Raw genomic sequence first — 14,829 nt, forward strand, 5'->3', positions numbered from 1 at the left:
GATGTGCCTCAGGGTGGGGGTCAGCGGGCGCGGTTCAGGGTCTGGAGGGCCGCCTTCAGCAGCTGGCCGACCTGGGGCGTGCCGTCGGCGGCCTCGGCCTGCGGGGCCACGGCCGTCACGGCCTCGTCGGCCTCCCGGGTCGCGTACCCGAGGCCGATCAGGGCCGCGTGCAGCTGGTCACGCCAGCCGCTGCCGGCCGGGGCGCCGACGGCCGGGGCGCCGACGGGCGCGCCGAGCCGGTCCTTCAGCTCCAGGAGCAGTTTCTGCGCGCCCTTCTTGCCGATGCCGGGGACGGCGGTGAGGGCCTTCTCGTCGGCGGTGGACACCGCCCGGCGCAGCGCGTCGGGGCTGTGCACGGCGAGCATGGCCTGGGCGAGTCTCGGCCCCACGCCGCTCGCGGTCTGAAGCAGCTCGAAGACCTGCCGCTCGTCGTCGTCCGCGAAGCCGTAGAGGGTCAGGGAGTCCTCACGGACGACCAGGGAGGTGTGCAGCTTGGCCGGCCGGCCCATGCGGAGCGTGGACAGTGTGTTCGGCGTGCACTGGACGGCCATGCCGACGCCGCCGACCTCGACGACCGCGGCGTCCGGAGCGAGTGCGGCCACTGTGCCGCTGACGAAGGCGATCATGCCGTCCGGCCTTTCGGTGCTTTGGCGGTGTGCAGGGCGACGGCCTGCTGGAGTCGGTTCTGCGCGGGGGCGCGCCAGATGTGGCAGATGGCGAGGGCGAGGGCGTCGGCCGCGTCGGCGGGCTTGGGCGGGGCGCTGAGCCGGAGGAGGCGGGTGACCATGGCGCCCACCTGTGCCTTGTCGGCGCGGCCGCTGCCGGTGACGGCGGCCTTGACCTCGCTCGGGGTGTGCAGCGCCACGGGGATGCCGCGGCGGGCGGCACAGAGCATGGCGACGGCGCTGGCCTGCGCGGTGCCCATCACCGTACGGACGTTGTGCTGGCTGAACACGCGCTCGACGGCGACGCATTCGGGCCGGTGCTCGTCGAGCCACTGCTCGATGCCCTGCTCGACGGCGACGAGGCGGTGACCGAGCTCGGCGTCCGCGGGCGTGCGCACGACGCCGACGCCGATCATCGTGAGCGGCCGTCCGGCGACGCCCTCGACGACGCCGACACCACACCGGGTCAGTCCCGGGTCCACCCCCAGTACGCGCACGCGCCCTCCCTTTCGCTCACCTGTTTGTGCAGGCTATCGGGTGCCACCGACAACGCGACGGGCCGACGGGGTGTGTCCCGTCGGCCCGTTGACTCGGTGGAGCCCGGCGTTACGCGTCGACCTTCTCCATGACCTCGTCGCTGACGTCGAAGTTGGCGAAGACGTTCTGCACGTCGTCGCTGTCCTCCAGCGCGTCGATCAGCTTGAAGATCTTCTTGGCGCCCTCCTCGTCCAGCTCGACCTGCATGGTCGGGACGAAGTTGGCGTCGGCGGAGTCGTAGTCGATGCCGGCGTCCTGGAGGGCGGTGCGGACCGCGACCAGGTCGGTGGCCTCGCTGAGGACCTCGAAGCTCTCGCCGAGGTCGTTGACCTCCTCGGCGCCCGCGTCGAGCACGGCGGCCAGCACGTCGTCCTCGGACAGCTCGCCCTTGGGGACGATCACGACGCCCTTGCGGTTGAACAGGTACGACACCGAGCCCGGGTCGGCCATGGAGCCGCCGTTGCGGGTCATGGCGACGCGGACCTCGGAGGCGGCGCGGTTGCGGTTGTCGGTGAGGCACTCGATGAGCACGGCCACGCCGTTCGGGCCGTAGCCCTCGTACATGATCGTCTCGTAGTCGGCGCCGCCGGCCTCGAGACCGCCACCGCGCTTGACCGCGGAGTCGATGTTCTTGTTCGGGACCGACTGCTTCTTGGCCTTCTGGATGGCGTCGTAGAGGGTCGGGTTGCCCTCGATGTCGACGCCGCCCATGCGGGCCGCGACCTCGATGTTCTTGATCAGCTTCGCGAAGAGCTTGCCGCGCTTGGCATCGATCACGGCCTTCTTGTGCTTCGTCGTAGCCCATTTAGAGTGGCCGGACATCTGCCTGTCTCCTTCGCGTAAACCGTCTCAGCAACGAACGCAGGAATCCTACAAGGACTCGGCTGCCCGGTTCGCCCGCACCATGTCGACGAACAGCGCGTGGACGCGGTGGTCGCCGGTCAGTTCCGGATGGAACGACGTGGCCAGCGCGGTGCCCTGACGGACCGCGACGATGTGGCCTTCGTGCTCGGCGAGCACCTCGGCCGCGGCGCCGACCGACTCCACCCAGGGGGCGCGGATGAAGACGCCCTCCACGGGGTCGCCCTCGATGCCCCGGATGCCGACGGCGGCCTCGAAGGACTCGTTCTGCCGGCCGAAGGCGTTGCGGCGCACGATCATGTCGATGCCGCCGATGGTCTCCTGGCCCGAGCGCGGGTCGAGGATCTTGTCGGCGAGCATGATCATGCCCGCGCAGGTGCCGTAGACGGGCATGCCGTCCCGCACACGCGCGCGGAGGGGCTCCATCAGGCCGAACAGGACGGCCAGCTTGGAGATGGTGGTGGACTCGCCGCCGGGGATGACGAGACCGTCGACCTCGGCGAGTTCTTCGGGGCGCCGCACCGGCCTGGCCACGGCATCGGCCGCGGCCAGGGCGACGAGGTGCTCCCGTACGTCGCCCTGGAGGGCCAGGACGCCTATGACGGGGGTGTCGCTCATGGATTCGTGTGCCTTACCAGCCGCGGTTGGCGTAGCGCTCGGCCTCGGGGAGGGTGTCGCAGTTGATGCCGACCATGGCCTCGCCGAGGTTGCGGGAGGCGTCGGCGATGATCTTCGGGTCGTCGTAGAAGGTGGTGGCCTTCACGATGGCTGCGGCGCGCTTGGCCGGGTCGCCGGACTTGAAGATGCCGGAGCCGACGAAGACGCCCTCGGCGCCGAGCTGGCGCATCAGGGCCGCGTCGGCCGGGGTGGCGACACCGCCGGCGGAGAACAGCACCACGGGGAGCTTGCCGAGCTCGGAGACTTCCTTGACCAGCTCGTAGGGGGCGCGCAGCTCCTTGGCGGCGGCGTAGAGCTCGTTGTTGTCGTAGCCGCGCAGGCGGGCGATCTCGTTCTTGATCTGACGCAGGTGGCGGACGGCCTCGACGACGTTGCCGGTGCCGGCCTCGCCCTTGGAGCGGATCATCGCGGCGCCCTCGGCGATGCGGCGCAGGGCCTCGCCCAGGTTGGTCGCGCCGCAGACGAAGGGGGTGGTGAAGGCGAACTTGTCGCTGTGGTTGACCTCGTCGGCCGGGGTGAGGACCTCGGACTCGTCGATGTAGTCGACGCCGAGGGACTGAAGGACCTGGGCCTCGACGAAGTGGCCGATGCGGGACTTGGCCATCACCGGGATCGAGACGGCGTCGATGATGCCCTCGATCATGTCCGGGTCCGACATGCGGGCGACGCCGCCGTCCTTGCGGATGTCGGCGGGGACCCGCTCCAGGGCCATGACGGCCACGGCGCCCGCGTCCTCGGCGATCTTGGCCTGCTCCGGCGTGACGACGTCCATGATCACGCCGCCCTTGAGCTGCTCGGCCATGCCGCGCTTCACTCGGGCGGTGCCGGTCTCGGGAGCCTGGTTTTCGGAGATGGACACGGGTGACCTCGCTGATGGGAAAGAGGGTTTCTGCAGCACTGAGGAAACGTGAGAGAACCAGGCCACAGCAAGGGCCAATGGGAACGCCGTGGATCCTTTTGCGACGGACGGCCGGAAAACGGCGGGTGAACGGGGTCAGGCAGCCCGGTCCACCAGGGCAGCCGGGGGCTCGTCGTCCATTTCGAAGGCCATCGGGAACGGCGCGTGACCGGCCAGGCGGAACCAGCGCACCTTGCGGTGCCGGCGCAGGGCCCGGGCCGCCCGTACGGCGTCGTTGTGGAACCGGCGGGCCATCGGCACCCTGCGGACGGCCTCAGTGAGTTCCCGGGCCGCTTCCTCTCCCCCGGGCGCCTCCCGCACCGCCTCCACCTGCGGGGCCTCCCCGAAGACGGCCCGCAGCGCCTGGCTCAGTTCGCTCTCGGCGATCTCCCGCTGCTCCTGCTCGGCCTGCCGGGCGGCGTGCGCGGCCTCGTACAGCACGATGGAGGCGGCCGGGTCCAGGACCCCGGAGGTCGCCAGTTCCTGCGCCACCGAGGCCCGGCGCAGCAGCTGCGCGTCCAGGGCGGCCCGGGCGGCGTCGATCCGGGCGTGGAGACGGTCGAGCCGGCCGGCGGTCCAGCTCAGGTAGAGCCCGATCGCGACCAGGGCGACGGCGATCCAGATGAGAGTGGTGGTCACGGGCGGCAAGGCTAGCGGCCCGCGCGGCAACCCCGTTCACCCCGCCCTGCGCTTGGCCGGCCGCTGCGGCGGGCGACTGGGCGGCCCGACCTCCGGCCCCGGCCGGGTTCGGGTGGCCCGCCGTCCGATCCTCGGACGCGGGCGCTTCCCGTCGGTCCCGGGCGCAGTCCCGGATCCGGCCGATCCGGGGTGGTGGCCTGCCGGCCCAGCCCGCACGGATCCGGCCGATCCGGGGTAGTGACCTGCCGGCCCAGCCCGCACGGATCCGGCCGATCCGGGGTGGTGACCTGTCGGCCCAGCCCGCACCATCGGCCAGCCCGGGCCCGCCCATCCCAGACGCGGAACCGGCCAGGCCGGGCGACCCGCCGCTCCAGACCGCACCACCGACCAGCCCGGACGGCCCGCCGCCCCAGACCGCGGAACCGACCAGCCCGGACGACCCACCGCCCCCGACCGCGGAACCGACCAGCCCGAACGACCCACCGCCCCCGACCGCGGAACCTACCAGCCCGGACGACCCGCCGCCCCAGGCCGCGGAACCGGCCGCTCCAGACGCCCGTCGGCACGGCGCTGTCCCGGACGGGCACACGCGGCACCGGCCCAGCCCGCAACACCGGCCACAACGGACGGCCCGCCTGCCCAGCCCCTACAACCGACCAGCCCAGGCCACCCGACGACCCCAGCCCGAACAAGCCGTCGCCCCAGCCCTCAGTCCCGGGCGAACCCCAGCCGCCCCCACAGCCCGGTCGTCCGCTCGTCCTCGGCGACCGCCGCCGCGCCGGCCGTCACCGTCTCGTAGACGGACAGGATGTCCGCGCCGACGGTCGACCAGTCGAAGCGCCGCACGTGGGCGCTCCCCCGCTCGCGCAGCTCCGCCCGCCGCTCCGGGTCGGCCAGGAGCCGTACGGCCGCGTCGGCCAGGGCGCCGGCGTCCTCGTTGGGGAACAGCTCGCCGGCCGCCCCCCGGTCCAGGACCTGGGCGAAGGCGTCCAGGTCGGAGGCGAGGACGGGGGCTCCGGCGGACATGGCCTCGACGAGGATGATGCCGAAGCTCTCGCCTCCGGTGTTGGGCGCGACGTACAGGTCGACGCTGCGCAGGAAGCGGGCCTTGTCCTCGTCGCTGACCATGCCGAGGAACTCGATGCGGGAGCGCAGGTCGGCCGGCAGGGACTCCACCGCCTCCTCCTCGTCACCGCGCCCGGCGACCAGCAGCCGGGTCTGCGGGCGCGCGGCGAGGATCTTCGGCAGGGCCTTCATCAGCACCGGGAGTCCCTTGCGGGGTTCGTCGATGCGCCCTATGAAGCCGATCGTGTCGCCCTGCCACTCCGCCTTGGGCTCGGCCTCCGCGAAGAAGCCGACGTCGACGCCGTTCGGGATCACGACCGCGTCGCCGCCGAGGTGCTCCACCAGCGTGCGGCGGGCGTACTCGCTCACCGCGATCCGGGCGCTGATCTTCTCCAGGGCGGCCTGGAGGATGGAGTACGCGGCGATCATCGCGCGGGAGCGCGGGTTGGACGTGTGGAACGTGGCCACGATCGGCCCCTGCGCGGCCCAGCAGGTCAGCAGGCCCAGGGAGGGCGAGGTCGGCTCGTGGATGTGGATGACGTCGAACGCGCCGTCGTGCAGCCAGCGGCGCACCCGGGCGGCGCTCAGGAAGCCGAAGTTCAGCCGGGCCACCGACCCGTTGTAGGGCACCGGTACCGCCCGTCCGGCCGAGACGACGTACGGCGGCAGCGGGGTGTCGTCGTCGGCGGGGGCGAGCACGGACACCTCGTGGCCGAGGCGGATGAAGTACTCGGCGAGGTCCCGGATGTGGAACTGGACGCCGCCCGGCACGTCCCAGGAGTACGGGCAGACGATGCCGATTCTCACGGGCGCCCCTTGCCGGGGTCGAGGTCCGCGAGCCACAGGCGCTGGAGCATGTGCCAGTCCTCCGGATGGTCGGCGATGCCGGTGGCGAAGGCGTCGGCCAGCGCCTGGGTCATGACGGACGTCTTCTCGGCGCGCGTGCCCGACTGGGGCACCTCGACCGGCGGGTGGACGCGGCCGCGCATCACGGGTGAGTCGTCGTACCAGAGCGTGACGGGCAGCAGCAGGGCGCCCGTCTGCTGGGCGAGCAGGGCAGGCCCCGCCGGCATGCGGGCCGTGTCGCCGAAGAAGTCGACCTCGACGCCGGAGGCGGACAGGTCGCGGTCGGCGACCAGGCAGACCAGGCCGCCGTCGCGCAGCCGCCGGGCCAGGGTGCCGAAGGCGGTGCCGCCGCTGTGCGGCAGGACCTCCATGCCGAGGCCCTCGCGGTAGGCGACGAACCGGTCGTAGAGCGTCTCGGGCTTCAGCCGCTCGGCGACCGTGGTGAAGGGGATGCCGAGCTTCGTGGTGACCCAGGCTCCGGCGAGGTCCCAGTTGGCGAGGTGCGGCAGAGCGAGTATGACCCCCTTGCCGGCGGCCAGGCCCTCGGTCAGGTGATGCAGGTCCTTGGGGTCGAAGCCGCCCTTGATCCGCTCCTCGCCCCACGCCGGGAGACGGAAGGACTCCATCCAGTAGCGCAGGTAGGAGCGCATGCCCGCACGGGACAGCTCGGCCAGGCGCTCGGGGCTCGCGTCCGGCACCACGCGCGCGTAGTTGCTCTCCAGGCGCTGGACGCCCTTGCCGCGCTGCTTCCAGGCCAGGTCGGCGATGGTCCGGCCGAGGCGTACGGCGGCCGGCTCGGGGAGCTTCTTGACCGTGCCCCAGCCGAGGCCGTACAGCGCGTCCGTCAGCCGGTCCTGTGCGCTCACGTGGCCGCCTCGCTCCCGTGGGAGGCGTTGTGCTGCTCGTCCTGGTCGTCCTGCTCGTCCCGCGCGGCCGCCTCGGCCTCCGCGGACTCCCGGCGCACCGTGACGACCCGCTGAATCAGCGTGACGAGGCTGCCGACGGCGACGATCCACAGGGCGACGGGCAGCAGGTACTGGATGCCGGGCACGCCGAACTTGTGCAGGCCCGCGAAACCGGCCGCGACCAGGGAGATCACCAGCCGCTCGGCCCGCTCGACGAGCCCGTTGACCGCCACCGGCAGGCCGATCGACTCGCCCCGGGCCTTGGTGTACGACACCACCTGGCCGCTGGCCAGGCAGAAGATCGAGACGGCGCACAGGACGAGGTCGTCGCCGCCACCGGCGTACCACAGGATGAAGCCGCCGAAGATCGCGCCGTCGGCGACCCGGTCGAGCGTGGAGTCCAGGAAGGCGCCCCAGCGGCTGGAGCGGCCGAGCTGACGGGCCATGTTGCCGTCGACGAGGTCGGAGAACACGAAGAGCGTGATCACGACCGTGCCCCAGAAGAACTCGCCCATGGGGTAGAAGACCAGCGCGCCCGCCACCACACCGGCGGTGCCGATGAGCGTGACGGTGTCGGGGCTGACGCCCCGCCGGATCAGAAACGCGGCGAACGGTGTGAGGACACGCGTGAAGAATGCACGCGCGTACTTGTTCAGCATGGCCTTCCCGAGGGTCGGTGTCGCCGTCTGGCCCCTGCTGGCCACCGGCTGGCCCATCGTAGTCACGCGCGCGCGTGGGCGAGGTGCGGGCACCCTGACCCCTTTCGGGGGAACCCGCGAGCCGCTGGTGGGCGGTGGGATCACGTCGTTCGTATGGACGCACCGTGACGGGAGTGGGAAGGTCGAATGACCGCGGGCGACGCCGGAGCCGCCACGCACGCGGACTCCGCGTGTCCGCGCCCACAGTGACCTCACCGTGCACGGGAGGCAGGATCATGGGCGACAAGGCACATACACACCCTGGGGCCGCCGGCAGGGCACAAGCGGCCGACCACCCTCAGTCCGTACGGAATGTGGTGCTGGTCGGCCACTCCGGATCGGGCAAGACCACGTTGGTCGAAGCCCTCGCACTCACGGCGGGGGCGGTGAACCGGGCGGGCCGCGTCGAGGACGGCGGCACCCTCTCCGACTACGACGACATCGAGCACCGGCAGCAGCGCTCGGTCCAGCTCTCCCTGGTGCCCGTCGAGTGGGACGGCATCAAGGTCAACCTCCTCGACACCCCCGGATACGCCGACTTCGTCGGTGAACTCAGGGCCGGTCTGCGCGCGGCGGACGCGGCCCTCTTCGTCGTCTCGGCCTCGGACGGCGTGGACGGCTCGACCCGCATGGTGTGGGAGGAGTGCGCGGCCGTGGGCATGCCCCGGGCCATCGTCGTCACGCACCTGGAGTCGGCGCGTTCCGACTTCGAGGAGATGACCCGCAGCTGCGCCGAGGCCTTCGGCGCGGACGACCCCGACGCGGTCCTGCCGCTCTACCTGCCGCTGCACGGCCCCCAGGCGGCCGACGGGCACGCACCCGTGACCGGGCTGATCGGGCTGCTGTCGCAGAAGCTGTTCGACTACTCGACCGGCGAGCGCAAGGAGTCCGAGCCGGGCGAGGACCAGCTGCCGCTGATCGAGGAGGCCCGCAACCGGCTCATCGAGGGGATCATCGCGGAGAGCGAGGACGAGACCCTCATGGACCGCTACCTCGGCGGGGAGCCGGTCGACGTCAAGACGCTCATCGAGGACCTGGAGCGGGCCGTCGCGCGCGGGGTCTTCTTCCCCGTCCTGGCCGCCGCCCCGGCGGGTGAGGGCGCCCGGCAGGGGCTCGGCACCGTGGAACTGCTGGAGCTGGTCACGCGGGGCTTCCCGACACCGCTGGAGCACGAGACGGTGCGCGTGACGACGATCGACGGCAAGCCGCGCGAACTCAAGCCCTGTGACCCGGACGCCCCGCTGGTCGCGGAGGTCGTGAAGACCTCCTCGGACCCTTACGTGGGCCGGCTGTCGCTGATCCGGCTGTTCTCCGGCACCCTGCGCGCCGACCAGACGGTCCACGTCTCCGGGCACGGGCTGGCCGACCGCGGGCACGAGGACCACGACGTCGACGAGCGGATCGGCGCCCTGTCCACGCCGTTCGGCAAGCAGCAGCGCCCGGTGTCGCACGTCATCGCGGGCGATCTGGCCTGCGTGGCGAAGCTGAGCCGCGCCGAGACCGGGGACACCCTGTCCGCCAAGGACGACCCGCTGCTCATGGAGCCGTGGCAGATGCCCGACCCGCTGCTGCCGCTGGCCATCCAGGCGCACAGCAAACCGGACGAGGACAAGCTGTCCCAGGGCCTGGCCCGGCTCGTGGCCGAGGACCCGACGATGCGGCTGGAGCAGAACCAGGACACCCACCAGGTGGTCCTGTGGTGTCTGGGCGAGGCGCACGCCGACGTCGCCCTGGAGCGGCTGCGCAGCCGCTACGGCGTCCAGGTCGACGTCGTCCCCCACCGGGTGTCCCTGCGCGAGACGTTCGCGGACAAGTCGGCCGGCCGGGGCAGGCACGTCAAGCAGTCCGGCGGGCACGGGCAGTTCGCGATCTGTGAGATCGAGGTCGAGCCGCTGCCCGGCGGGTCCGGCATCGAGTTCGTCGACAAGGTCGTGGGCGGTGCGGTGCCCCGGCAGTTCATCCCATCGGTGGAGAAGGGCGTACGGGCCCAGGCGGCCAAGGGGGTGGCGGCCGGGTATCCGCTCATCGACGTACGGGTGACCCTCCTGGACGGCAAGGCGCACTCGGTGGACTCCTCCGACGCCGCCTTCCAGACGGCCGGCGCCCTGGCGCTGCGGGAGGCCGCGGCCGACGCGAGGATCCATCTGCTGGAGCCGGTGGCCGAGGTGTCGGTGCTGGTCGGCGACGATTTCGTGGGCGCCGTGATGAGTGACCTGTCGGGACGGCGCGGCCGGGTGCTGGGCACCGAGCAGACACCGGGCGGGCGCACCCTGATCCGGGCCGAGGTGCCCGAGATCGAGATCGGCCGGTACGCGATCGACCTGCGGTCGATGGCGCACGGCACGGCGGGGTTCAGCCGCCGGTACGCGCGCCACGAGCCGATGCCGCAGCAGGTCGCGGACCGGGTGCGTGAAGAGGAGCGCAAGGCCTCGTAGTTGGCGCCGGGCGCCTCCAAGTGCCCTCCTGACGGCTCCCCTCCGCGGGGGCGGGCGGCTTGACAGGCCACCCGCCCCCGTCTGCCGGTCCGGACGGATACGCTGATGACCTGATCAACAGGTGTGCGGAGCGCGGAAGTCGGGAAGGCCGCAGATGCGGATGCGGCAGCGATGGGGGCGGCAGTGACGGACGGATTCGACTTCAGCCCTGGGGCCCAGGTGCCCCTGGCGGGTGCGAGCGGCCAGACGGCGGCGACCTACGCGCTGGCCGCGGCGGCGTACCGGGACGACGAGGTCACCAAGATCCTGGCCGCCGACAACGAGTGGCACCAGTCCAAGGTGACTCCCCCGCGCCCCTGGGCGAAGATCTTCCGCCCCCGGTTCGGCGAGGCGTTCTCCCGCGCGGTGATCGACCGGATGCTGGGGGCCGGGCGCAAGCCGGTGATCCAGTCCTTCGGCATCGAGCCCCAGGTCGTCGTGGAGCACTGCCTGGCGGCCCACCGCATCCGCCGCGACCGCGACAACTGGCTCTCGGCGATCACGGTGATCTGCGGGGTGCTTTTCCTGCCCGGCTTCCTCGTGTGGCTGCTGGTGTTCACGCTGCGCACCACCATGGCCAAGCGCGAGGACAAGCGGGCCGGCGCCCTCGCCACGACGCTGCTGGTCGCCGTGGGCGCGCTGGCCGTGCTGTTCCTGATCCGCATGCCGTTCACCGGATTCTGGGCCCTGTACGGACGCGCGGCGGTGATCATGCCGGTCGTCGGCTGGTTCTGGGCCAAGCAGATCTGCGAGCGGACCGCCCGCGACCTGCGGGAGCGCTGGGCGAGCATGCTGTCGGGCGGTGGCGTGGGCGCCAAGATCCCCGAGGCCGTCCCCGGCAATCCCGGTGACGCGGCCGAGCAGGTCCGCAAGGAGCTGGCCCGCCTCGCCGCCGAGCAGCGGTCCAACTCGGTCTTCTACGCCGGCCCCAAGGGCATACTCGGCATGGGTACGCGCTGGGGCAGCTGGCAGCTGGCCGAGGAGCTGGTCTCCGCCGAGCCGGGCAAGGAGTTCCACCCGTTCCGCAGCTGGGACGTCATCGTGGCGATCCAGGGCGGTCTCGGCATGCTGGAGCGCACGTCGATCAACACCGGCGGCTTCCCCAAGCCGTCCATCACGCACTGGATCGTCTCGCCGATCGGCGAGAAGGCGACGGAGGTGTCCCGGCCGAGCGGCACGGACGTCGACGCGTACACGGTCCGGACGCACGCCGTCCAGGACATCTGCAACAAGCAGCAGTTCGGCAGCGGCGACCGGCACTACCTGGGCGTGCAGTGGACCCTGTGGGACGGGCATCTGGTGATCACGATGCTGATCACGGTGACCGTGCTGCACGACACGCTGCGCATCGAGGTCACCGGGCACGCGCTGGGGCCGGTGAACCCCCTGTTCAACGAGAAGCCGGCGGCCAAGGAGAAGGCGGTGCAGAAGGCCTTCCGGTTCTGGGAGACCCGCACCGTGAAGCTCCCGCTGATCGACGCCGACGAGGTGGTGCGGCTGGCCGCGCGCGCCCCGCTGACCTGGTACCCGCCGCTGCTGAAGTGGCTCGGCGGCAGCCTGACGCTGCCCGAGCCGTTCGGTCTGCGGCACGCGTGGGCCGATCAGCCGTGGCGGCACCGGTTCATGGCCGACGACGCGCTGCGGGCGGCGACGCCGGTGCTGAGGGTGGTGCATGCGGCGGCGCTGAAGGTACTGCGGGAGAACGGGGTGGACGTGGAGAAGTTCGGCTCCAGGTCGGCGGCGCTCAGCGGGGCGGTTCAGGACGCGGCGCCGAAGAAGGCCGACGTCTACGACGCGTAGGCCTCCGGCGGTCGAGCCGATCGTCCGCGGGCCGGTGGGGGCCGGTGTTCCCGGGGGCTGCGCCCCCGCACCCCCATCGACCTGAACGGCCTCGTCCTCAAGCGCCGGACGGGCTGGGAAGTCCACCCCTGCCGGGGTCAGACGGTCGGCCAGGACTCCGCCAGCATCTTCCGCGTGTCCGCCAGCAGCTGCGGCAGGATCCGCGTGTGCCCCACGACCGGCATGAAGTTCGTGTCCCCGCCCCAGCGCGGCACGATGTGCTGGTGCAGGTGCGCGGCGATGCCCGCGCCGGCGACCGTGCCCTGATTCATGCCGATGTTGAAGCCGTGCGCTCCGGAGGCGGTGCGCAGAGCCGTCATGGCCTGCTTGGTGAGTTCGCCGAGCTCGGCGGTCTCCCCCGCCGTGAGGTCGGTGTAGTCGGCGACGTGCCGGTAGGGCACGGTCATCAGGTGCCCGCCGTTGTACGGGTAGAGGTTGAGCACCGCGTAGACCTGCTCGCCGCGCCGGACGACGAGGCCGTCCTCGTCGGACTTGGCCGGGATCGAGCAGAAGGGGCAGCCGTCGCCGGCGCCCGGGCCGGTGGGCTTGTTCTCGCCCTGGATGTAGGCCATCCGATGGGGCGTCCACAGACGCTGGAACGCGTCCTGCGTCCCTACTCCCAGCTGCTGCTCCGGCTCACTCGTCATGCAGTGCAGCATATGGCGTCGAGCTGGGGGGACGGCAAAGGCCCCCGGGTCTCCCCGGGGGCCTTTGCGCCGTGCGATCAGACCTGCGCGCGCTCCTCGACGATCTTCTGGATCTTCGCGATGGCCTCGTCGAAGGGGATGCCGTTCTCCTGCGAGCCGTCGCGGTAGCGGAAGGACACGGACTCGTGGGACATGTCCTCGTCGCCCGCGATGACCATGAAGGGCACCTTCTGCTTCTGGGCGTTGCGGATCTTCTTCTGCATGCGGTCGGAGGAGGAGTCGACCTCGACGCGCAGGCCCTTCCGCTTGGCAGCGGCCGCGAACTTCTCCAGGTACTCGACGTGCGCGTCACCGATCGGGATGCCGACGGCCTGGACCGGGGCCAGCCACGCCGGGAAGGCACCCGCGTAGTGCTCCAGGAGCACCGCGAAGAACCGCTCGATCGAGCCGAACAGCGCACGGTGGATCATGACGGGACGCTGCTTGGAGCCGTCGGGACCCGTGTACTCCAGGTCGAAGCGCTCCGGCAGGTTGAAGTCGAGCTGGATCGTCGACATCTGCCAGGTGCGGCCGATGGCGTCCTTGGTCTGGACGGAGATCTTCGGGCCGTAGAAGGCCGCGCCGCCCGGGTCGGGCACGAGGGGCAGGCCCTGCTTCTCGGCGACCTGGCGCAGCGTCTCCGTGGCCTCCTCCCAGGCCTCGTCCGAGCCGACGAACTTCTCCGGGTCCTTGGTGGACAGCTCCAGGTAGAAGTCGGTCAGGCCGTAGTCGCGCAGCAGGCCGAGGACGAAGGTGAGCGTCTTGTCGAGCTCCTCCGACATCTGCTCACGGGTGCAGTAGATGTGCGCGTCGTCCTGGGTGAAGCCGCGGGCCCGGGTCAGGCCGTGCACGACACCCGACTTCTCGTACCGGTACACCGTCCCGAACTCGAAGAGGCGCAGCGGCAGTTCACGGTAGGAACGCCCGCGTGCGTCGAAGATCAGGTTGTGCATCGGGCAGTTCATGGGCTTGAGGTAGTAGTCCACGCCCTCGTCGAGCTGCATGGGCGGGTACATGCCGTCGGCGTACCAGTCCAGGTGGCCCGAGGTCTCGAAGAGCTTCCCCTTGGTGGCGTGCGGGGTGTAGACGAACTCGTAGCCCTCTTCCTCGTGGCGGCGCCGCGAGTAGTCCTCCATGACCCGGCGGATGATGCCGCCCTTGGGGTGGAAGACGGCGAGACCCGAGCCGATCTGCTCCGGGACGGAGAACAGGTCGAGCTCGCTGCCGAGCTTGCGGTGGTCGCGCTTCTCGGCCTCGGCGAGGAACTCCAGGTGCGCCTTCAGCTCGTCCTTGGTGGGCCAGGCGGTGCCGTAGATGCGCTGGAGCATGGGGTTCTTCTCGCTGCCGCGCCAATAGGCGGCCGCGTTGCGCATCAGCTTGAACGCCGGGATGGCGCGGGTCGACGGCAGGTGGGGGCCCCGGCAGAGGTCCTTCCAGCACAGGTCGCCGGTCTTGGCGTCCAGGTTGTCGTAGATCGTCAGCTCGCCGGCGCCGACCTCGACGTCCGCGCCGTCGTCGGAGGAGGCGGAGCCCTTGAGGCCGATCAGCTCCAGCTTGTAGGGCTCGTCGGCCAGCTCCTCGCGGGCGGCCTCGTCGGTCACCACGCGGCGGGAGAAGCGCTGCCCCCGCTTCTGGATCTCCTGCATCTTCTTCTCGATGGCCTTGAGATCCTCGGGCGTGAACGGCTTCTCGACGTCGAAGTCGTAGTAGAAGCCGTCCTTGACGGGCGGGCCGATGCCGAGCTTGGCCTCGGGGTGGAGCTCCTGCACGGCCTGCGCCATGACGTGCGCGGTGGAGTGGCGCAGGATGTTCAGGCCGTCCTCGGAGGAGATCTCGACGCCCTCGACCTCGTCGCCCTCGGACAGGGCGTACGACAGGTCCCTGAGCTCGCCGGACACACGCGCGGCGATGATCGAGCGCTCGCCGGCGAAGAGCTCGGCGGCCGTAGTGCCCGTCGTCACCACGCGTTCTTCCCGCTCGGAATCGCGCTGGATGATCACACGGACGTCTGACACCGGTCTCTCCTGACTGAAGGGGG

13 protein-coding genes are annotated in these 14,829 nt (G+C 71.4%); 2 read left to right on the forward strand and 11 right to left on the reverse strand.

Annotated elements, in window-relative coordinates; genetic code table 11:
- Window positions 1-20 precede the first annotated feature (20 nt).
- The 9 genes from ruvA to pgsA form a co-directional block, all read right to left on the reverse strand.
- Window positions 21-626, reverse strand: coding sequence for a Holliday junction branch migration protein RuvA (gene ruvA, locus AB0E85_RS08915; RefSeq protein WP_361924142.1), 606 nt, complete (start codon window positions 624-626; stop codon window positions 21-23).
- Window positions 623-1,162 (reverse strand): crossover junction endodeoxyribonuclease RuvC, encoded by a 540-nt coding sequence (gene ruvC, locus AB0E85_RS08920; RefSeq protein WP_361924144.1) that lies wholly within the window; start codon window positions 1,160-1,162, stop codon window positions 623-625. Before ruvC ends, ruvA begins: the two co-directional genes overlap by 4 nt.
- Before the next feature lie 109 nt (window positions 1,163-1,271).
- On the reverse strand, window positions 1,272-2,024 hold the full coding sequence (locus AB0E85_RS08925; protein ID WP_097215555.1) for a YebC/PmpR family DNA-binding transcriptional regulator: 753 nt from the start codon (window positions 2,022-2,024) through the stop codon (window positions 1,272-1,274).
- Between the two features lie 48 nt (window positions 2,025-2,072).
- Complete coding sequence (gene pdxT, locus AB0E85_RS08930) at window positions 2,073-2,681, reverse strand: pyridoxal 5'-phosphate synthase glutaminase subunit PdxT (protein ID WP_361924146.1); 609 nt, start codon at window positions 2,679-2,681, stop codon at window positions 2,073-2,075.
- Between the two features lie 13 nt (window positions 2,682-2,694).
- The gene (gene pdxS / locus AB0E85_RS08935; RefSeq protein WP_030843057.1) at window positions 2,695-3,600 is read right to left on the reverse strand and encodes a pyridoxal 5'-phosphate synthase lyase subunit PdxS; all 906 of its coding nucleotides are present in this window, start codon (window positions 3,598-3,600) and stop codon (window positions 2,695-2,697) included.
- A gap of 135 nt (window positions 3,601-3,735) precedes the next feature.
- A complete protein-coding gene (locus AB0E85_RS08940) occupies window positions 3,736-4,278 on the reverse strand; it encodes a membrane protein (RefSeq protein WP_033309754.1) in 543 nt (180 codons plus the stop codon).
- 708 nt (window positions 4,279-4,986) lie between these two features.
- Window positions 4,987-6,150 (reverse strand): glycosyltransferase family 4 protein, encoded by a 1,164-nt coding sequence (locus tag AB0E85_RS08945; RefSeq protein ID WP_361924149.1) that lies wholly within the window; start codon window positions 6,148-6,150, stop codon window positions 4,987-4,989.
- Complete coding sequence (locus tag AB0E85_RS08950) at window positions 6,147-7,055, reverse strand: phosphatidylinositol mannoside acyltransferase (protein ID WP_361924151.1); 909 nt, start codon at window positions 7,053-7,055, stop codon at window positions 6,147-6,149. Before AB0E85_RS08950 ends, AB0E85_RS08945 begins: the two co-directional genes overlap by 4 nt.
- Window positions 7,052-7,810, reverse strand: a complete 759-nt coding sequence (pgsA, locus tag AB0E85_RS08955) for a phosphatidylinositol phosphate synthase (RefSeq protein WP_361924153.1) — start codon at window positions 7,808-7,810, stop codon at window positions 7,052-7,054. Before pgsA ends, AB0E85_RS08950 begins: the two co-directional genes overlap by 4 nt.
- Before the next feature lie 218 nt (window positions 7,811-8,028).
- Between pgsA and AB0E85_RS08960 the strand changes: the two genes are divergently transcribed.
- On the forward strand, window positions 8,029-10,227 hold the full coding sequence (locus AB0E85_RS08960) for an elongation factor G-like protein EF-G2 (protein ID WP_361924155.1): 2,199 nt from the start codon (window positions 8,029-8,031) through the stop codon (window positions 10,225-10,227).
- 171 nt (window positions 10,228-10,398) lie between these two features.
- Window positions 10,399-12,066, forward strand: a complete 1,668-nt coding sequence (locus tag AB0E85_RS08965) for a hypothetical protein (protein ID WP_361924157.1) — start codon at window positions 10,399-10,401, stop codon at window positions 12,064-12,066.
- Window positions 12,067-12,203: 137 nt separating this feature from the next.
- On the opposite strand, the gene AB0E85_RS08970 is transcribed toward AB0E85_RS08965, so the two are convergent.
- Both AB0E85_RS08970 and thrS read right to left on the reverse strand, forming a co-directional pair.
- The gene (locus AB0E85_RS08970) at window positions 12,204-12,764 is read right to left on the reverse strand and encodes an HIT domain-containing protein (protein ID WP_361924159.1); all 561 of its coding nucleotides are present in this window, start codon (window positions 12,762-12,764) and stop codon (window positions 12,204-12,206) included.
- Window positions 12,765-12,829: 65 nt separating this feature from the next.
- Window positions 12,830-14,806, reverse strand: a complete 1,977-nt coding sequence (thrS, locus tag AB0E85_RS08975) for a threonine--tRNA ligase (protein WP_361924161.1) — start codon at window positions 14,804-14,806, stop codon at window positions 12,830-12,832.
- Window positions 14,807-14,829: the final 23 nt, after the last annotated feature.

The sequence above is a fragment of the Streptomyces sp. NPDC029044 genome (assembly GCF_040637495.1).
GTDB lineage: Bacteria > Actinomycetota > Actinomycetes > Streptomycetales > Streptomycetaceae > Streptomyces.

Coding starts and splice junctions, on each gene's coding strand:
- ruvA (WP_361924142.1), bottom strand. CDS start 626: ATGATCGCCTTCGTCAGCGGCACAGTGGCCGCACTCGCTCCGGACGCC.
- AB0E85_RS08925 (WP_097215555.1), bottom strand. CDS start 2,024: ATGTCCGGCCACTCTAAATGGGCTACGACGAAGCACAAGAAGGCCGTG.
- pdxT (WP_361924146.1), bottom strand. CDS start 2,681: ATGAGCGACACCCCCGTCATAGGCGTCCTGGCCCTCCAGGGCGACGTA.
- pgsA (WP_361924153.1), bottom strand. CDS start 7,810: ATGGGCCAGCCGGTGGCCAGCAGGGGCCAGACGGCGACACCGACCCTC.
- AB0E85_RS08960 (WP_361924155.1), top strand. CDS start 8,029: ATGGGCGACAAGGCACATACACACCCTGGGGCCGCCGGCAGGGCACAA.
- AB0E85_RS08965 (WP_361924157.1), top strand. CDS start 10,399: ATGGGGGCGGCAGTGACGGACGGATTCGACTTCAGCCCTGGGGCCCAG.
- AB0E85_RS08970 (WP_361924159.1), bottom strand. CDS start 12,764: ATGCTGCACTGCATGACGAGTGAGCCGGAGCAGCAGCTGGGAGTAGGG.